Annotated in this window: 18 protein-coding genes; 14 read left to right on the forward strand and 4 right to left on the reverse strand. The window is 58.5% G+C overall.

Going from position 1 to position 18,633, the window contains the following annotated elements:
- The first annotated feature begins 127 nt into the window (after nt 1-127).
- The 3 genes from ACR0NM_RS14435 to uvrC all read left to right on the forward strand — a co-directional run bounded on the left by ACR0NM_RS14435 (nt 128) and on the right by uvrC (nt 4,056).
- Nucleotides 128-1,090: a calcium/sodium antiporter gene (locus tag ACR0NM_RS14435; RefSeq protein ID WP_170395605.1), complete on the forward strand. Its 963-nt coding sequence runs from the start codon at nt 128-130 to the stop codon at nt 1,088-1,090.
- 21 nt (nt 1,091-1,111) lie between these two features.
- Nucleotides 1,112-1,891 carry an SDR family oxidoreductase gene (locus tag ACR0NM_RS14440; protein WP_170395607.1) on the forward strand — a complete coding sequence of 260 codons (780 nt, stop codon included), beginning with the start codon at nt 1,112-1,114 and terminating at the stop codon, nt 1,889-1,891.
- Between the two features lie 290 nt (nt 1,892-2,181).
- A complete protein-coding gene (uvrC, locus tag ACR0NM_RS14445; protein WP_480615348.1) occupies nt 2,182-4,056 on the forward strand; it encodes an excinuclease ABC subunit UvrC in 1,875 nt (624 codons plus the stop codon).
- On the opposite strand, the gene ACR0NM_RS14450 is transcribed toward uvrC, so the two are convergent.
- On the reverse strand, nt 4,053-4,937 hold the full coding sequence (locus ACR0NM_RS14450) for a DMT family transporter (RefSeq protein ID WP_223117503.1): 885 nt from the start codon (nt 4,935-4,937) through the stop codon (nt 4,053-4,055). The two genes, uvrC and ACR0NM_RS14450, sit on opposite strands and share 4 nt — an antisense overlap.
- 190 nt (nt 4,938-5,127) lie before the next feature.
- On the opposite strand from ACR0NM_RS14450, the gene pgsA reads away from it, so the two are divergent.
- The 3 genes from pgsA to ACR0NM_RS14465 are packed head-to-tail and all read left to right on the forward strand — an operon-like array spanning nt 5,128 to nt 6,490.
- Entirely contained in the window at nt 5,128-5,796 is a 669-nt protein-coding gene (pgsA, locus tag ACR0NM_RS14455) for a CDP-diacylglycerol--glycerol-3-phosphate 3-phosphatidyltransferase (protein WP_170395613.1), read from the forward strand.
- 3 nt (nt 5,797-5,799) lie between these two features.
- The gene (gene moaD, locus ACR0NM_RS14460) at nt 5,800-6,045 is read left to right on the forward strand and encodes a molybdopterin converting factor subunit 1 (protein WP_170566168.1); all 246 of its coding nucleotides are present in this window, start codon (nt 5,800-5,802) and stop codon (nt 6,043-6,045) included.
- A gap of 1 nt (nt 6,046) precedes the next feature.
- Complete coding sequence (locus ACR0NM_RS14465; protein ID WP_170395617.1) at nt 6,047-6,490, forward strand: molybdopterin synthase catalytic subunit; 444 nt, start codon at nt 6,047-6,049, stop codon at nt 6,488-6,490.
- 5 nt (nt 6,491-6,495) lie between these two features.
- Here ACR0NM_RS14465 and ACR0NM_RS14470 read toward each other — a convergent pair whose 3' ends face one another.
- The 3 genes from ACR0NM_RS14470 to ubiA all read right to left on the reverse strand — a co-directional run bounded on the left by ACR0NM_RS14470 (nt 6,496) and on the right by ubiA (nt 9,770).
- Nucleotides 6,496-6,816, reverse strand: coding sequence for a hypothetical protein (locus ACR0NM_RS14470; RefSeq protein ID WP_170395619.1), 321 nt, complete (start codon nt 6,814-6,816; stop codon nt 6,496-6,498).
- 1 nt (nt 6,817) lies between these two features.
- Nucleotides 6,818-8,740 (reverse strand): OmpA family protein, encoded by a 1,923-nt coding sequence (locus ACR0NM_RS14475; RefSeq protein WP_170513770.1) that lies wholly within the window; start codon nt 8,738-8,740, stop codon nt 6,818-6,820.
- A gap of 67 nt (nt 8,741-8,807) precedes the next feature.
- The gene (gene ubiA / locus ACR0NM_RS14480; RefSeq protein ID WP_170423611.1) at nt 8,808-9,770 is read right to left on the reverse strand and encodes a 4-hydroxybenzoate octaprenyltransferase; all 963 of its coding nucleotides are present in this window, start codon (nt 9,768-9,770) and stop codon (nt 8,808-8,810) included.
- Nucleotides 9,771-9,782: 12 nt separating this feature from the next.
- Here ubiA and ACR0NM_RS14485 point away from each other — a divergent pair, with 12 nt between their 5' ends.
- From ACR0NM_RS14485 to pheT, 8 genes are all read left to right on the forward strand, one after another.
- Nucleotides 9,783-10,508, forward strand: coding sequence for a 16S rRNA (uracil(1498)-N(3))-methyltransferase (locus tag ACR0NM_RS14485; protein ID WP_480615350.1), 726 nt, complete (start codon nt 9,783-9,785; stop codon nt 10,506-10,508).
- Nucleotides 10,505-11,353, forward strand: coding sequence for a GNAT family N-acetyltransferase (locus ACR0NM_RS14490; RefSeq protein ID WP_480615352.1), 849 nt, complete (start codon nt 10,505-10,507; stop codon nt 11,351-11,353). Before ACR0NM_RS14485 ends, ACR0NM_RS14490 begins: the two co-directional genes overlap by 4 nt.
- Nucleotides 11,350-11,877 carry a hypothetical protein gene (locus tag ACR0NM_RS14495; protein ID WP_170408404.1) on the forward strand — a complete coding sequence of 176 codons (528 nt, stop codon included), beginning with the start codon at nt 11,350-11,352 and terminating at the stop codon, nt 11,875-11,877. The genes ACR0NM_RS14490 and ACR0NM_RS14495 overlap by 4 nt, the downstream gene beginning before the upstream one ends.
- Before the next feature lie 67 nt (nt 11,878-11,944).
- The gene (locus tag ACR0NM_RS14500) at nt 11,945-13,315 is read left to right on the forward strand and encodes a glutamate--cysteine ligase (protein ID WP_170408403.1); all 1,371 of its coding nucleotides are present in this window, start codon (nt 11,945-11,947) and stop codon (nt 13,313-13,315) included.
- Nucleotides 13,316-13,385: 70 nt separating this feature from the next.
- A complete protein-coding gene (pheS, locus tag ACR0NM_RS14505) occupies nt 13,386-14,459 on the forward strand; it encodes a phenylalanine--tRNA ligase subunit alpha (protein WP_170395632.1) in 1,074 nt (357 codons plus the stop codon).
- Complete coding sequence (locus ACR0NM_RS14510; protein ID WP_480615354.1) at nt 14,456-15,028, forward strand: hypothetical protein; 573 nt, start codon at nt 14,456-14,458, stop codon at nt 15,026-15,028. Before pheS ends, ACR0NM_RS14510 begins: the two co-directional genes overlap by 4 nt.
- A 295-nt stretch (nt 15,029-15,323) precedes the next feature.
- Nucleotides 15,324-16,127, forward strand: coding sequence for a CE1 family esterase (locus ACR0NM_RS14515; RefSeq protein ID WP_480615356.1), 804 nt, complete (start codon nt 15,324-15,326; stop codon nt 16,125-16,127).
- Nucleotides 16,128-16,205: 78 nt separating this feature from the next.
- A complete protein-coding gene (pheT, locus tag ACR0NM_RS14520; protein ID WP_480615358.1) occupies nt 16,206-18,602 on the forward strand; it encodes a phenylalanine--tRNA ligase subunit beta in 2,397 nt (798 codons plus the stop codon).
- Nucleotides 18,603-18,633: the final 31 nt, after the last annotated feature.

The raw sequence follows: 18,633 nt of genomic DNA on the forward strand, positions 1-18,633 counted from the left end.
GCGTTCTGGCGATGTTCGGCAAGCTACGCTTTCCTGGACAGAAACGATTGAGTTCTGCGAAATGTCCGCGTTGTGGGCGGTTTAGGATCGGCAAAGGCCCGTGTCCTTGCGAAGAAGGAGGCCGTGGATGACGGCATGGCTGTTCTCCGGCCTCGGGCTGCTGATCCTGTTGTTGGCAGGCGACGCGCTGGTGCGAGGGGCCGTGAACCTCAGCCTGCGGTTGGGGGTTCCCGCCCTGATCGTCAGCCTGACAATAGTTGCCTTTGGAACTTCGGCCCCTGAGCTGCTGATTGCAATCAGCGCGATCAAGGAAAACGCGCCGGGCATTGCGTTGGGTAACGTGGTGGGCTCGAATACAGCGAATATCTTGCTGGTTCTGGGATTGCCCGCGCTTCTGGCGACCTTGCACACAAGTGAGTGCGACAGCCGCAAGAACTACATCTTCATGCTTCTGGCGTCGGTGTTATTTATCGGGTTGGCTTTTTGCGGGGTCTTTAATCTGCTCAGCGGGGCAATTTTGCTGGCTGCGTTGGCTTTGATCCTCGGCAACGCGTTTCGCGAAGCACATGCGCACCGTAAAGCCTGTGGTGAAGCATGTGCCGATGAGGACGAGCTTGAGGGTCTTGAGGAAGCAGATCCTGACATGCCCTATTGGAAGGTGGCGATCTACCTGATCCTCGGCTTGATCGGCCTGCCAATGGGTGCGCATCTGCTGGTCGAAAATGCGACCGTCATTGCCCGGAACTATGGTGTGAGCGAAACAGTGATCGGCCTTACGCTGATCGCGGTGGGTACGTCCCTGCCGGAACTGTCGACAACCGTCATGGCTGCCCTGAGGCGACAAGCGGATGTGGCACTGGGTAACGTCATCGGATCGAACATGTTCAATCTGCTGGCCATTGTCGGCATTACGACCTTGTTTGGGCGTATTCCCGTCGATCCTGAATTCCTGCGTTTCGATCTGTGGGTGATGCTCGGCGCGTCGCTCTTGTTGGTCCCTTTTGTGTTCTTCAAGAAAGATATCACACGCGTCTGGGGCCTGATCTTGACAGCGCTCTATGTGATCTATGTTGCAAGCCTGTTAGCCTGACCTGACGAGGAGAATGAGCCCATGACCCGAGCATTGGTGACCGGTGCCGGTAAACGCCTTGGTCGTGCCATGGCGCTGTATTTGGCGCAGCGCGGAATGGATGTCGCTGTGCACTATTCCAGTTCGGATCAGGCCGCGCGTGAAACGGTTGATGAGGTTCAGGCGCTGGGCCGAAGGTCAGTTGCGCTGCAGGCCGATCTGCTTGATGAGGGGCAAGTCAGCTCATTGCTGCCGCGTGCAGCTGAGGCGCTGGGTGGTCCGATCACCTGTCTGGTCAACAATGCATCGATATTTGAGTATGACAATATACACACAGCTACCCGCCAAAGCTGGGATCGGCATCTCGACAGCAATCTGCGCGCACCATTCGTACTGACCCAAGCCATGGCCGAGCAGGGGTTGCAGTCGGAGCTTGATGATCAGGGAGAGCCTCTGGCGATTGGGCTGATCGTGAACATGGTGGATATGCGGGTGCGTAAACTGACGCCTGAGTTCATGTCATACACGATTGCCAAGATGGGGTTGTGGGCCTTGACCCGGACTGCAGCGCAGGCTCTGACACCCGCAATCCGTGTGAACGCGATCGGCCCCGGTCCAACGCTGCAGGGTCATCGCCAAAGTGATGCTCATTTTAGCGCTCAGCGGCAGAACACGATTCTGGAGCGCGGCGCGAACCCGTCGGATATTACTGCTGCGCTGGGATACTTTCTGGATGCACATGCCGTTACGGGGCAGCTTCTTTGCGTCGATGGTGGGCAACATTTGGGTTGGCAAACACCCGATGTTCTTGGTGTAGAATAAGTAAATCTGCTGCAAGTTTTGCACCGCTCTCATCTCTGTTACTCGAGCGTTACAAAAATGTCTTAATTTTCATACACTTGTCGCAGATCAAGAAAATTATCCTTTAAAAACAACGTCATAATTTCCTGCCTATTTTTTGTGCAGATCAACGAAAAGGCAAGGATTCAAGGGAAAATCGTGATGCCCCAAAAGTTATCTGCACAGTTATCCACAGAAGCCGTGGATTTGTTTTCTCTTGATCTGAAGCGCACAAGATTGCAGCCATGGTCAGAGAATCATATCTCAGACTCATGACCGCTAGCACTGATTCCGAATCGTCGACCCAAGCCAACGGCTATGCCTGCATTCAGCGTTATGTGAAAACGCTGGACAGCTCGCCGGGTGTGTATCGGATGTTGGATGGGGACAGCCGAGTTCTTTACGTAGGTAAAGCGCGAAACCTGAAGGCGAGGGTATCGAACTACACCCGCCCGGGGCACTCGGGTCGGATCGAGAAAATGATCGCCGCAACTGCCTCGATGATGTTTCTGACCACTCGGACCGAGACCGAGGCGCTGCTGCTGGAACAGAACCTGATCAAGCAGCTCAAGCCCAAATACAACGTATTGTTGCGGGATGACAAAAGCTTCCCGAATATTCTGGTCGCCAAGGATCATGCCTTTCCGCAGATCAAAAAGCACCGAGGGGCGAAGAAAGAAAAGGGGGCTTATTTCGGCCCCTTCGCCAGTGCAGGCGCGGTGAACAGGACGCTGAACCAGCTGCAAAAGGCGTTCCTGCTGCGGAACTGTTCGGATTCCATGTTCGATAGCCGGACCCGGCCGTGTTTGCTCTATCAGATCAAGCGATGTTCTGGACCGTGCGTCGAACTGATCTCGGAAGCCGACTATCGTGAAAGCGTTCAGGATGCCGAAAGGTTCCTGTCAGGCCGATCTACCAAAGTGCAGGAAGATCTCGCCCAGCAGATGATGGCTGCCTCCGAGGCGATGGAGTTCGAACGCGCCGCCGGTTTGCGCGACCGTATCCGGGCGCTAACGCAGGTGCAGACGTCTCAGGGCATCAACCCGCGCGGCGTGGCCGAGGCTGACGTCATTGGTCTCTACATGGACAGCGGGCAAGCCTGCGTTCAGGTGTTCTTCATCCGCGCCAACCAGAACTGGGGTAACCGCGATTTCTATCCGCGCGTCGGCCCGGATGTATCACAGGCTGAGGCGATGGAAGCGTTCCTGGGCCAGTTCTATGACAACAAGGAACCACCCCGGCAGTTGATCCTGTCTGATGCAATCGAGAATGCCGATCTGATGCAGGAGGCATTGTCCGAAAAAGCTGGACGCAAGGTGGAAATCCTGGTGCCCCAACGCGGTGAAAAGCAGGAACTGATCGCCGGTGCCTTGCGCAACGCACGTGAAGCGCTGGCCCGGCGGATGTCGGAAAGTGCCACGCAGGCCAAATTGCTGCGCGGCGTGGCCGAGGCATTTGATCTGGACGGGCCGCCCAACCGGATCGAAGTTTACGACAACTCTCACATTCAAGGCACCAACGCCGTGGGTGGCATGATCGTCGCGGGCCCAGAGGGGTTCATGAAAAACGCCTATCGCAAGTTCAACATCCGCGGCGATGATCTAACCCCCGGCGATGACTTCGGCATGATGAAAGAGGTCCTGACCCGCCGTTTTACGCGCCTGCAAAAGGAAGATCCGGATCGGGACAAAGGGCATTGGCCCGATCTGCTGCTGATCGACGGTGGTGCAGGGCAGGTGAGCGTCGTGAATGAGATCATGGCCCAGCACGGGGTCGAGGATATCCCGATGGTCGGTGTCGCTAAGGGTGTCGATCGCGATCACGGCAAGGAAGAATTCCACCGCATCGGGCAGCGCCCTTTTGCGCTGAAACGCAACGATCCCGTATTGTACTTTATCCAGCGCTTGCGGGATGAGGCGCATCGCTTTGCCATCGGCACCCATCGCGCGAAACGCGCCAAGGCGGTTGGTGCAACGCCACTAGACGAAATCCCCGGCGTCGGGGCGGCGCGCAAACGCGCCCTGCTGACTCATTTCGGCAGCGCCAAAGCGGTGAGCCGAGCCAATTTGGCGGATCTTAAAGCCGTCGAGGGGATTTCAGCCGGGTTGGCGCAGAAGGTCTATGACTTCTTCCATGACAAGGGCTAGGCTTTTCGCCCCCGCCAAAGGATATAGAGGCCCGACGCCACGATGAGGCCGCAGCCAATCCACATGGTCTGATCCAATCGCTCGCCAAACATCACCACGCCCAAGCCGATACCGAACAACAGCCGCGAATAGCGAAACGGCGTCACAGATGAGACCTCGCCGGTGCGCATCGCCTTCATCAGCGCGGCATAGGCCATGACTCCCATCACAATCGCCCCGCCCATGTGCAGGCTGACATTAGGCGTCAGAGTTTGCAGCGATGTTCCTTCCCAGAATCGATAAGCCAAACCCGCGACAATGATGCAGAGGAAGCCATAGAACCCCAGAACCTCAGTGCCCAGTGTTGCGGGCGCGGCGCGGCTGGCCAGATCGCGCCCCGCAAAGCCGAGCATCCCCAGCACGGCAAGGATTGACAGGGCCGAGAAGCTGTCTCCGGTCGGTTGGATGATGATCACAACGCCAACAAGACCGATCAAAATGGCGCTCCATCGCCGCCAGCCGACGGATTCACCAAAGAACAACGCGGCCCCTGCGACGACAACCAGTGGTGTGGCCTGAAGGATCACCGTAGCCGAGGACAGTGGCGTCAAAGCGATCGCCAATACATAGAAAAGCCGTCCAAGGATCTCGAAGACCACACGTACCTTCATCGGGCGCGACAACACGTCGGGCTGGAACAGACGCGTGCTACGTACTGTGGCAACCGCTGCGTAGATTACTGCACCGCCCGCACCGAAGAGAACAAGCACTTGCCAGATCGGGATCGACGCCGAAGCCGCCTTAAGCAGCGCATCCTCCAGCGCGAACAGTGCCATTGCGGCGACCATCCAGGCGCTGCCGATCAGATTTGACCGGGGATCGGTTTGAATATGCGGTGTCATGTCAGCTCTGGGGTGTTGTCTGGTTGGCCAGCCGACAATCTGACGCCAAAGCAATCAAGTGCCAAGATGAAACCTGTAATGTGACCACCGCTGCGACGCTTTGACTTTTAAGACAGCAAACGCTTGTGCTGGGTCAGTTTTTTAAGACCCTGTCTTTTCTGTCTTGAACCGGCGATGTAGGGTCCAAGCCATGAAATGGAACCTGCCGAATATTCTGACTGTACTGCGCCTTGTGGCGGCCCCCGGTCTCGCCGTGATGTTTCTGTATTTCACCCGTCCCTATGCGGATTGGTTTGCTTTGATTCTGTTCCTGTCAGCGGCGATCACCGATTGGTTCGACGGGTATCTGGCGCGCGCCTGGAAACAGGAAACGAAGATTGGCGCCATGCTGGATCCCATTGCCGACAAGGCAATGGTGGTAATCGCGCTGATGATATTGGTGGGCTATTCGACTGAACACTGGACACCATGGCTGGTCCTGCCCGCTACAGTGATCCTGTTTCGCGAAGTCTTTGTCTCAGGCTTGCGAGAGTATCTGGGCGATGTGGCCGGAACCCTGAAGGTCACCAAGCTAGCCAAGTGGAAAACGACGGCACAGATGGTAGCGATCGCGATCCTGTTCTCGCAGGGGATATTCGAGCACCATTTTGTGATGGCCACGTTTGGCATGGATGCGACAACCATTGATCAGGTTCTGGCAGGGCAGGTCGAGGACCTGAACAACATCCGCTGGCATCTTGAGGCCATGTTCTGGTCAGGTCGTATCGGGCTATGGCTGCTCTGGATTGCCGCGACGCTGACATTGATCACGGGCTATGACTACCTACGTAAAGCCATGCCCCACCTGAAGGAGAGCTAACCGATGAACGTGCTGTATTTCGCCTGGGTGCGCGAACGCATCGGCCTGCCGAAAGAGAAGATTGAAACTGAGGCCGAAACAGTCAGCGATTTGGTCGCGGAACTGAGCGCGCGTGAGGATCGCTATGCTGCTGCCTTTGCTGATCTGTCGGCCCTGCGCGTGGCGCTGGATCAAGAGCTTTCGGATTTTGACGCCCCACTGACCGGTGTACGCGAGGTTGCGTTCTTTCCGCCCATGACGGGTGGCTAGAATGCGGATCGTCGTGCAGGAGGCCCCGTTCGATCTGGGGGCCGAAGCCAACGCTTTTGCCGCCGGGGACGATACCAACGGGGCCATCGTGACCTTCACAGGCGTTGTGCGCGATCTGGCTTCGGGCGATCTGGATGTGATGGAGATCGAGCACTATCCCGGCATGACCGAACGCGCCCTAACCAAGATCGCGGAAGAGGCGCAAGCCCGTTGGTCACTGGGCAACGTTCTGGTGATTCACCGCCACGGAAGGCTTGCTCCGGGTGACCGTATCATGATGGTCGCCACCGCCGCACCGCACCGAAAAGATGCGTTTGAGGCGGCGGAATATCTGATGGATTACCTTAAGTCTCGCGCGCCATTCTGGAAGAAGGAAATCACCACGTCCGGAGCAGAATGGGTGGCTGCCAAGGACGAGGATGAAGACGCGCTGACCCGCTGGTAGGGTGCCTAGTCTGCGTTGTTGATCCGCCCGCGCATCTCTTCGGCTTCCTGCCGCGCCGCGCGCAGCCCTTCCATTGCGGCATTCAACTCGGCTTCGGTTTGCGTCAGCTGGTTGGTCAGCTCTGCCTCGCGCTGCTGAAGATATGTGATTGCCTGATCGCGTGTTTCTTCGGCCTCGTGCAGTTCCTGACTCATGCGGTCAAGATCGGCCACGTCGCTTTGGCGAACACGGGACAGCCGATGGGCCAGCCAGTTGGCGAACCAACCCATGCAGAAAGCTGCGAACAGGATGATGGCTGTGGCGATGATGAATTCTGTTCTGTTCAACTTACTGGTCCTCTGAGCCTGCATCCGGTGCGTCGGTTTCAGGTGTCTCGATTTCGGCCTCAGATTCGGCCTCGGCTTCCATCGCCTCAAGCCCGGTCAGGGTGTTGGCCACGGGTTCAGGACGGATCAGGCGAAACTCGATGCGGCGGTTCTCTTCGCGGCCTTCTTCGGTTTCGTTATCGGCGATGGGCTGCGTCTCGCCATACCCGACCGCAGAAAAGCTTGAGGTCGGCACGCGCCGTCCGCGCAATTCGTTCAGGATCGACTGCGCGCGCGACTGGCTGAGCTGTTGGTTCATCTCTTCACGGCCCTGACTGTCGGTATGGCCCTGAATCTCCAACCGGATGGGGCCACATTCACGCAGGATGTCCGCGATCTGGTTCAGGGCATCGCGCGAGTCTGCTGCGACGGTGGCTGATCCCGGTTCGAAAGCAATCTTGCTGGTGGCCTGAACCTCGGCTAGCTGCTCTTCGCAGACCTCAGGGTCGGGCGGCGCGTCGGCGGGTGCGGGCGGCTCCTGATAGGTGATTGACAGGGTGTAATCCTGCGCCTCGCCCAGCTTGTCCGACAGCATGCCGGCGATCCGGGCCTTGGCGTCGGGATCATGGCTGATGCCCGACAGCGCTACATTGTCCGGCGTAACGGTCAGGGCGCCATTGTGCAGTTGCGACAGTGCCTCCAGCCCGGCCAAGACGCGTATGGGCCAATCCGCGGGCAGGTCCGGTGCAATCCGGGTGGCTGTGTGCACCTGCAATGATCCAAAGGCGGCACGTGCAAAGCTGTCGGTCATTTCACGCAGCGTTTCGTCACTCAGACGGCCACGCAGTTGAACCAAACCCTCAGGGCTACGTGTTGCGACGAATTCAATAGGCCCAGTCGGGTCATCCGGTTCGGGTTCGGGAAGAACTGCATGCAAGGCGAAAACCTCGGGCAGCGTATTTTCGAGCTCTCCCACGATGCGGTCGAACTCCAAAGGGTTAGTCCCTTGTGTGGCAACTAGAGTGATATCTGCATCCGACAGAGTAACTGAACCCTGACCAAGTTCGGATAGCGCACGAATGCTGAGCTGCGCTGCATTCGCCCAACGCGGAGACGGTACGCCTAGCCCAATGGTGCAGGAATAGGGGCCGGTTAATCCGGCCTCTTGTGCTGCAGCGACGATGATGTCGCGCGCAACTTCATCCTGGGCCGAGCACGCATCAAACTGCCCGCCATCCTCATCTATCAGATAGCGCAGCGTGAATGGTGTGATTACCGGGCGAGGTGCCGAAATCGAAAGGCCGATTCGCAGACCTGGTGGCGCGGCGCGGCTTAGGTCTTGTTCCAGCTGGTCTTTCTCTTGCTGGCTATCGGCAATCGCCGTGATACGCACCAACCCTGGGCTGGCAGATATCTTGGCCCGTGGCAAATCCGAGAGCGCTTCGATCGCATAGTCGATTGCCTGATCCCATCCGTCTGGCTTGGGATAGTCGGCACTTTCCATCAGGTCCGAGACTGACGCGTCCCGATCAAGGCGTTGCAGCCTGTCTACCAGATCGTCGCGATCCAGAGCCGCAGGTACTAGCCCGATAATCGAAATTCCGCTGTCATTGCGCAGGATCTCGGTAGAAAAGCGGGGCGGTGTCAGATCGGCGGTGGGAGCAACCTCCATCTCGTCAATGACGCGCGAGGTGTCGACCTCGGTGCCCGCAGCGATCAGGGCGTTGAATCGGGTCGCCTCAGTCGGGGCCGTGCCGGTCAGAACGACACGCAGGCCGTCGGATTCGACTTCTGCCCAATCATGCCCCTGCAAGTTCAAGGCCTTTCGCACGGCCAGTTCCGAGGCGTCTTCGATCTTGCTGACCGCAAATCCAGCGACCACCAGCGATAGAACGGCGGACACCGCGAAAATCAACGCAACAGCTAGGGCGTAAGGCAGACGCATGGGCGAAATCGAGACTCCTCGGGCGGTTGGTTCCGGGACTCATACAGAGCGCAGCACAGAGGTGCAATCAGAGGAAAAGGGCGACGCAGAGGAAGATCAGCGGAATCAAGCCGGTGTCACGATTGGCCCGGAAAAGCTGCAGCAATTTGGCGTTGTCCTCCGTGTCCAGTCCCCGCAATTGCCAAGCCAGATGCCACCCCATCGCCCAGGGCCCGCCAAGGGCGACCGCCAAAGCAAGAACCGATGTCCCGGGCAAAGCCGCGTCGATAATTGCAAAGGCCATTAGACTGACGGTTCCAATCAGAAAATACTTGAGCCAACGGGCGGTATCGGTGCCAAACAGCCGTGCGGTTGACTTGATGCCGATCAGCTCGTCATCCTCGGCATCCTGATGGGCGTAGATCGTGTCGTAGAACAAAGTCCAGGCGATTCCTGACAGATAAAGCATGATCGCAGGCCAGCCCACGGTGCCGGTATGTGCAGCCCAGGCCAGCAATGCGCCCCAGTTGAAGGCCAGCCCCAGAAAAATCTGCGGCCACCACGTAAAACGTTTTGCATAGGGATAGATGGTAACAGGCAGCAAAGACAGAACCCCCATCGCAATCGCGGCCCGGTTGAAGGTCAGAAGGATGGCCAGGGCCAACAGACATTGCAGCACCATCCAGAATGCAGCCTGACGGACACTCACTTGGCCTGAGGGAATCGGGCGCGACCTTGTACGCTCGACCTTCCCGTCAAACTCACGATCAGTAATGTCATTCCACGTACAGCCCGCGCCGCGCATCAAAAACGCACCAATGGCACAACCAACTGCGATCCAAAGATCCTCCCATCGTGGTGCGCCGTCGCTCAGGATGGCCAAGGCCAGCCCCCACCAGCAGGGAATCAGCAGAAGCCATGTGCCGATGGGTCGGTCTGCGCGGCTGAGCCGCAGGTAAGGGCGGGCAAAGGCGGGGGCGTGGGTGTCGACCCAATTGCCGGTTACGGCATCGGCGACTTGACCGTCTGGTGTTGGGGCATTGCCTTGCATATGTAGGGTCTCATGAATGCGAAGATCAGACTGTATGTAGAGCACCCTTTGGGTCCGGGGCAATCGGTTCCTTTGACGCGTGAGCAGGCGCATTATCTGTTCGGTGTCATGCGCCTGTCGGTTGGGGGGCAGGTCGCGCTATTTAATGGCAGCGATGGCGAGTGGCAGGCAGAGGTAGCAGAAGCAAGTAAACGAGGCGGAATTCTGTCGTGCGTGGAGCAATCGAAACCTCTGCAATTACCGCCCGATCTGTGGCTGCTCTTTGCACCGATCAAGAAGGCGCGGACCGATTTCATCGTTGAAAAAGCGGCTGAAATGGGGGCCGTGCGGATCATACCGGTGCAGACCGAATTCACCAACTCCGAGCGCATTCGGCAGGATCGCTTGCAGGCCCACGCAATTGAGGCGGCCGAACAATGTGGCGGCACTTTTGTGCCTGAGGTCGCTGACCTCCAGCGATTGGATCGTATCCTGGGCGCGTGGCCCGATGATCGCCAATTGATGTTCTGTGACGAGGCTGAAGCCGGCTCGGCCCTGCGCATGGCAGAGAATGAGAAAGGCAAGCCGTGGGCGATCCTGATCGGCCCCGAGGGCGGGTTTTCCGAGCCCGAACGCAAACGGTTGGCGGAGCTACCATTTACCCATGTGGTCAGCCTCGGCCCACGCATCCTGCGCGCCGATACAGCAGCCGTTGCGGCGATGACAATGTGGCAGCAAGCGTTGGGAGATTGGACGTGACGTGGCAATTGGCGCAGGAAACGGACCTGTCCAGGATCGACTCGTTTTTGTCCCAACATATCCAAACATCGATGTTCCCTTTGGCCAATCTACGGGATTTTGGCCTGTGCGGTACGCATCCCCGGTCGTTGAATGCATGGACGCTTGGCAGCCCGTTGCGTGCGGTCTTTGCCATAACAAATGAAGGCATGATCCTGCTGCAATGTCCCGACTGTTCGGATACCGAACTTGCCGCAGCGATTGACCTTATTCGAGGCCGGGCCCTGTTCGGCATCGCGGCTGAGGCAACGCAAGCTCGTCGGATAATGCGGTTGGCAGGTTGGGAAGGGCGACCCGCGACCCTGAACAGCGATGAGCCGGGGTTTTCCCTGGCGCTGGATCGACTTCAAATACCGGATTTCAGTGGGGCAGATCTCATGCCGCTTACTGATGTAGACCGATCGGTCCTTGAAAACTGGCGAGAAAGCTACCTCATCGAAGCCATGGATTTTGATCCTTTGCGCGCACAGACGCAGGCTGGGAAGGACATCAAGACCTATATCGAGCGGGATTCGCATCGAGTTTTGCTACATAACGGCCTACCGGTCAGCATGACCGGCTTCAACGCTCGCTTGCCTGAAGTGGTGCAGATCGGCGGTGTCTACACACCACCCGATTTACGAGGGCGGGGCTATGCGCGTTTGGCTGTTGCCCTGCATCTGGTTGAGGCGCGCGACGCGGGAGTTTCCAGAGCTGTCCTCTTTGCGGCTTCCGATGCGGCCGCGCGTGCCTATATATCCATTGGGTTCCAGCCTGCAGGTCAATACTCGCTGATCCTGTTCAAAAACCCGGAGGACGTGGCATGAGTTTCTTTCGACCCGAAGCCAAACTGGCCCTGTGGCGCTGGCGCGAAGTGCTGGTTGCAGGGTTTGTTCTGATCCTCGGCCTCAGCTGGATCAGCGGCCCCGGCGGATTGCTGGCGTGGTTGGGGTGGCTGCTGATCGTCGTCTCGATGGCACTGGCGGTGATCGGAGTGCAACGCGCGCGCTTTCGCAATGGTGCGGGAGGACCGGGTGTGGTGACTATTGATGAAGGCCAGATCACCTATCTGGGCCCGCTCGACGGCGGCATCGTTGCAGCCCGCGAAATCGAGCGGTTGGCGTTGGATCCGACCTCGCAACCTGCGCATTGGGTTTTGGATCAGCCGGGGCAGCCGACCCTTCACATTCCGGTGAACGCCGAAGGGGCCGAGGCACTGTTTGATGTGTTCTCAGCACTTCCGGGGCTTAAAACCGAGCAAATGCTGTCGGAACTCAACGGTCGTGCGGCACATCCGGTGGTGATCTGGGAACGCACGCCGTCACGGCCTGCGCACCTTAGGCTGCATTGACACTGGCGCGGTTTGCGCTCAGGACTGACCGCCAAGACAGACACATCAGGATCGGAGCACGGGTCACATGTCCATCCCCCAGTCCGGCGGCGGACCGATCGAACGCCATGAGCAACTGGCCGAATATCTGGAATCGGGCTGCAAGCCTAAGGAAGATTGGCGCATCGGAACCGAGCATGAGAAGTTCGGCTATTGCAAAGACACTCTGAAACCTCTGCCGTTTGAAGGCAAACGGTCGATTGTGGCCGTGCTGGAAGGTCTGCGAGACCGCCATGGCTGGGCCGAAGTGCGTGAAGCTGGACATTTAATCGGGCTTGAGAAGGACGGCGCGAACGTCAGCCTGGAACCAGGCGGTGCGTTGGAACTGTCCGGCGCTCCGCTCGAGACAATTCATGAAACGTGTGATGAGGTGAACACTCACCTGCGTGAAGTGAAGGATATCGCCGATGAGATCGGTGTAGGCTTTATTGGTCTGGGCGCAGCCCCGATCTGGACCCATGAAGAGATGCCGTTGATGCCCAAAGGCCGTTACCGGCTGATGAACGATTATATGGAGAAAGTCGGCACCATGGGCCGTGCCATGATGCGGCGCACCTGCACGGTTCAGGTCAATATCGACTTCGGGTCCGAGGCCGACATGGTGCAGAAGCTGCGCGTCGCGCTGGCCCTTCAGCCGGTCGCGACGGCGCTGTTTGCGAACTCTCCGTTTTTCGAGGGCAAGGTGAACGGCCAGAAAAGCTGGCGCAGTTATATCTGGCGGCATCTGGACGATGCACGGACGGGCATGCTGCCCTTTGTGTTCGAAGAAGGCTTCGGGTTCGAACGCTATGTACAATATGCGCTCGATGTACCGATGTATTTCGTCTATCGCGACGGCCAGTATATCAACGCGCTGGGCATGTCATTCCGCGACTTCCTGCAGGGCAAACTGCCTGCACTGCCCGGTGAGACGCCGACTCTGTCCGATTGGGCCGATCACCTGACCACGGCATTTCCCGAAGCGCGGATCAAGAAATTCATGGAGATGCGCGGCGCCGATGGTGGCCCATGGCGCAGGCTCTGTGCGCTGCCTGCCTTCTGGGTTGGTCTGACCTATGATCAAACCGCACTGGATGCCGCTTGGGATCTGGTCAAAGGCTGGGATGCCGAGACGCGCGAAGCGCTGCGGGTTGAGGCTGCCAAGGATGGTCTGCAAGCACAGGTTGGCAACATCAACATGCATGATCTGGCGCGCGAAGTGGTCTCGATTGCCGAGGCCGGTCTGGCGTCGCGCGCGCGCCCCGGCGCAGGTGGTCTGGTGCAGGACGAGACGCATTTCCTGAACGCGCTAAAGGACAGCATCGATACGGGCAAGGTTCCCGCTGATGAGTTGCTGGATCACTACAATGGCGACTGGAATGGCGATCTGACCCGGATTTATCCCGAATACAGCTATTGATCCCCACCGTCCCGCTTGCATTCGCGGGGCGAGGCCGATAGCAGGTTGGCGACCAAATTCAGAGGGCGTCATGGACGATCTTAAGGCAAAATATCTGGGCCAAATCGCCGAAGCGGGCGATGAAAACGCGCTTGAGGCGATCCGCGTCGCCGCCGTGGGCAAAAAAGGCGAGGTCGCGCTGAAGATGCGCGAGCTGGGCAAGATGACCCCCGAAGAGCGTCAGGTCGCAGGCCCCGCGCTGAACGCCCTGAAGGATGAGATCAACTCGGCCCTGTCCGCCAAGAAAGCAGCGCTTGCCGATGCCGCGCTGGATGAGCGTCTGCGCACCGAATGGCTGGACGTCACCCTGCCGACCCGTGCCCGCCGTCACGGCTCGATCCACCCGGTCAGTCAGGCGACTGAGGAACTAACCGCGATCTTTGCCGAACTGGGTTTTTCGGTGGCCGAAGGGCCGCGGATCGAGACCGACTGGCACAACTTCGACGCCCTGAATATCCCCGGCCACCACCCCGCACGGGCCGAGATGGACACGTTCTACATGCACCGCGCCGAGGGCGATAATCGCCCGCCGCACGTGCTGCGCACCCATACTTCGCCGGTCCAGATCCGCTCGATGGAACTGCAGGGCGCGCCGATCCGCGTGATCTGTCCGGGCGGTGTCTACCGCGCCGACTATGACCAGACTCACACGCCGATGTTCCATCAGGTCGAAGGGCTTGCCATCGACAAGGACATCTCGATGGCGAACCTGAAATGGGTTCTGGAAGAGTTCGTGAAAGCGTTCTTCGAGGTCGACGACGTCGAGCTGCGCTTCCGTGCCTCGCACTTCCCATTCACCGAGCCATCGGCCGAGGTCGATATCCGCTGTTCCTGGGACAATGGTCAGCTGAAGATCGGCGAGGGCGACGACTGGATGGAGATTCTGGGTTCCGGCATGGTCCATCCCAAGGTGATCGCCGCCGGTGGCATCGACCCCGAGGTTTATCAGGGCTTTGCGTTCGGGATTGGGATCGACCGTCTGGCGATGCTGAAATATGGCATTCCTGATCTGCGGGCGTTCTTTGATAGCGACCTGCGCTGGCTGCGGCACTACGGCTTTGCAGCGCTGGATATGCCGAACCTGCATGGTGGTTTGTCGCGGTGACAATTTCAATTGGCGCTGTGTCTGGTGGTTGGTCTTGGCTGGGGATAGCGCAGATCACACTTCCACCGTTTGTAGCGCTTTTTAGTGCTATTTGCTTGTTTTTTGCTCAGCGGAGGTCTGATCGAGAGCAACACCTAAGGGAGAAGAGATCAGTCATTTATGCGGAGTATCTCTCCGTGCTTATGGACCGCAATGTGAGCAGAGCATCAGTTTCGGCTACAGATTTTTTTGAACAAGCAAACAGGCTCACCAATCTACACAGTTTGATAGTAGTGGTGGCTCCAAAAGACGTTGTTCAGGCGTCCAAGAAAATGTTTGGAGCAGCCTTGGTTAGAGGCATGGAAAGAGCAAATGCTAAAGAGCCAGATATTGATGTAGATGCCGATAAAAGTGTTTTGGAGAACTATCTCGCCAATCATAGCGACCTGAAGAAACTTGGCGAAAGAGATCAGGAATTTCACGACGCATATCAGAAGCTGGTTACAACCATGCGGTCAGACTTGCTTTCCGGTACTAAAGTAGACAATTTCCCGGCTGACGAAGCGTTCGCTAACAAAGCTCTGAGCTAATTTAGCGTCTGAATTTAAGGCCAACTGGCCGCCGCGCGATCGCCAGACCGCCCGCACGGGCTGGCGATTTGTCTCCGTTAGCGCTCCGTTTGAACGTTTCGCGGATTTGGCTGGCATAAAGTACTCAACACAAACCTTTGATGGCCACCCCGGGGTCTGGCGATAGCGCGGCTTTGTGATTTGATCCGTTGTAGGGTGGGGTTTCACCCCACCGTGGGGTGGTTGGTGGGGTGAAACCCCACCCTACACCAATAAGTTACGTGACAGGGCGGAGCATGTCGCTAGGCTCCGGCGTATGATCTATCAACTGCTTTTTCTTCTGCTGACTGCGACTCCGGCTTTTGCCATGGGGCCCTGGAAATCTGACTGCCACGGCGATACCGCCTGTCAGATCGGCGACCGCTCGTACCATGTGATGGAACCTGATGGTTGGGATGGCGAAACGCCTCTGCCGGTGCTGTTGCACTTCCACGGCTGGGCGCGGCAGGGCGATGTGGTGGTGAACCATGAGCGCATCGCCGGGGCAACCAAGCTGCGCGATGTGCTGTTGGTGGCTCCGAATGGGCTGGGCAAAAGTTGGAACTTCTGGACTGCTGATACCGCAGACGTGCCGTTCGCAGATCGCGTGCTTGAGGACGTCGCCAAACGCTATCCCATTGATCCTGAGCGTATCTATGTCTCGGGCTATTCTTATGGCGGCGCAATGGCATGGCGCTATGTCTGCCAGTCGGGCAATGACATCGCCGCGCTGTTGGCGGTTGCGGGCTCGATCCGCCAGACCGAGGACTGCCCGGAAGCCCCGCGCGAGGTGCGCCATGTGCACGGGCTGGACGATACGGTGATGGATTTCCCCTTTGGGCCGGACGGCGATACGACCTATCCGGTGGCGCTGTGGAAGGCCAAGTTCAACTGCAACGGCGCGACCCCGCGCGGGGAGTGGAGCGTGAAGCCCTTCCTGACGCTCAGCCGATTGGAGTGGACCGATTGCGCGCAAGGGCAGGTGACACTGGACACCCATCCCGGCGGGCACTTTATTCCCCACGGCTGGATCGGCTGGCAGCTGGACGAGCTTTTGGGTCGCACCCCTACCTATCCGTGAGCCGCAGCGCTTGCACCTTGGCGCAATCTTTGCCATTGCCTGTGCCGACTGAATGTTTGCCGAAAAAGGCCCGCTGCAATGAAATTCACTCTGTCCTGGCTGAAAGACCACCTCGATACGGATGCGTCGGTTGATGAGATTGCCGAAGCGCTGACCGATCTCGGGCTTGAGGTCGAAGAGATCGTCAACCCGGCGGACCGTCTGGCGGGCTTTACGCTGGGCCATGTGAAACATGCCGAGAAGCACCCGGACGCCGATAAGCTGCGCGTTTGCACGGTTGAAACCGACGAGGGCGATCTGCAGATCATTTGCGGCGCGCCCAATGCGCGCGAAGGCATCACCGTGGTGGTTTGTAAACCTGGTATGTATATTCCCGGCCTGGATATCACCATCAGCGTCGGCAAGATCCGTGGCGTCGAGAGCTATGGCATGATGGCATCCGAGCGCGAGCTTGAGCTGTCGGATGAACATGACGGGATTATCGAGCTGCCCTCGGGTGAGGTCGGCGACAAGTTTGTCGATTGGTTGGCTGAGAACGATCCGTCAAAGGTTGATCCGATGATCGAGATCGCGATCACGCCGAACCGCCCGGATGCGCTGGGTGTTGCGGGTATTGCGCGTGATTTGGCCGCGCGGGGGTTGGGCACGCTGAAAGTGCGCGATTACACTCCGGTGCCGGGTGATTTCGAAAGCCCGATCAAAGTGTCGATCGACGAGGATACGCTGGACGGCGCGCCGCATTTCACCGGGCGTCTGATCCGTGGCGTAAAGAACGGCCCGAGCCCTCAGTGGCTGCAGGATCAACTGAAAGCGATTGGTCTGCGTCCGATCTCGGCTCTGGTGGATATCACCAATTATATGACCTTCGACCACAACCGTCCGCTGCACGTGTTCGACGCGGACAAGGTGCAGGGCAATTTGCGGGTGCATCGCGCCAAGGGTGGTGAAAAGCTGGTCGCGCTTGATGAAAAAGAATACTCCCTTCAGCCTGGCATGATGGTGATTTCGGACGACAAAGGCCCGGAATCTATCGCGGGTATCATGGGCGGTGAGGAAACCGGTTGTACCGAGGAGACTGTGAACGTCTTCCTTGAAAGCGCGTTCTGGGATCATGTACAGATCGCCCTCACAGGTCGGGCGCTGAAGATAAACTCGGACGCGCGGTATCGATTCGAGCGCGGCGTCGACCCGGAATACACGCGCGAAGGGTTGGAGCATGCGACGCAGATGATCTTGGATATCTGCGGCGGTGAAGCCTCGAATGTGGTCGAGGCGGGCAAAGCGCCGAACCACGCGCGGGCCTACAAACTGGACGCGGCGCGCGTGCAGTCCTTGGTCGGGATGGAGATTCCGGAAAGCGAGCAGCGGCAGACACTGACCCGTTTGGGCTTTCGTCTGGATGGCGAGATGGCGCATGTGCCCAGCTGGCGACCCGATATCATGGGGGAGGCCGATCTGGTGGAAGAGGTTGCGCGGATCGCTTCTCTGACCAAGTTGCAGGGTATTCCGCTGCCGCGTACGACGGCGGGTATCCCCAAACCGGTCATGACAGCCACGCAGCGTCGCCAGTCGATGGCGCGCCGGACCTGTGCAGCGCTGGGGTATAATGAATGTGTGTCTTACACCTTCATCGATCAGGCCTCGGCGGCGCTGTTCGGCGGCGGTGACGCAGCAACCATGTTGGAAAACCCGATCTCGTCCGAGATGAGCCATATGCGCCCTGATCTGCTGCCTGGTCTGCTGCAAGCGGCGGCGCGCAATCAGGCGCGGGGTTATGCCGATCTGGCCTTGTTCGAGGTCGGGCCGGTGTTCCATGATGGTGAGCCGGGGGATCAGCAGACGCAGATCACCGGCCTGTTGGTTGGGCGCAACGGCCCCAAGGATGTGCACGGTGCGTCCCACCCGGTGGACTTGTTCGACGCGAAGGCCGACGCTGAGGCGGTTCTGGCCGCTATTGGCGCGCCTGCCAAGGTACAGGTTTTGCGCGACGGCGATGCCTGGTGGCACCCGGGCCGACATGGAAAAATCTGTCTGGGTCCGAAAAAGGTACTGGGCGTCTTTGGCGAATTGCATCCGCGCGTGTTGCAGGCGATGGACATCAAGGGCCCGGCGATGGCGTTCACCATTTGGCCGGATCAGGTGCCGATGCCACGTAAATCCGGTGCGACCCGTTCTGCCTTGGAATTGCGCGACCTGCAGGCGGTCGAGCGCGATTTCGCCTTTGTTGTAAATGCGGATATCGAAGCTCTGACGTTGGTCAATGCGGCTGCAGGTGCTGATAAGGCTCTGATCGAGGACGTGCGCGTCTTTGACGAATTCATTGGCGGTAGCGTCGGCGAGGGCAAGAAGTCTCTGGCCATTACCGTAAGGCTCCAGCCGTCGGACGCGACCCTGAAGGAAAAGGATATCGAGGCGGTCAGCACCAAGATTGTCGAAAAAGTGATGAAAGCCACTGGCGGCGTCTTGCGGGGATGAGTTGGTTTTCGCCTCCGGCGGGAGTATTTTT

The sequence above is a fragment of the Ruegeria sp. AF2 genome, from assembly GCF_056542025.1.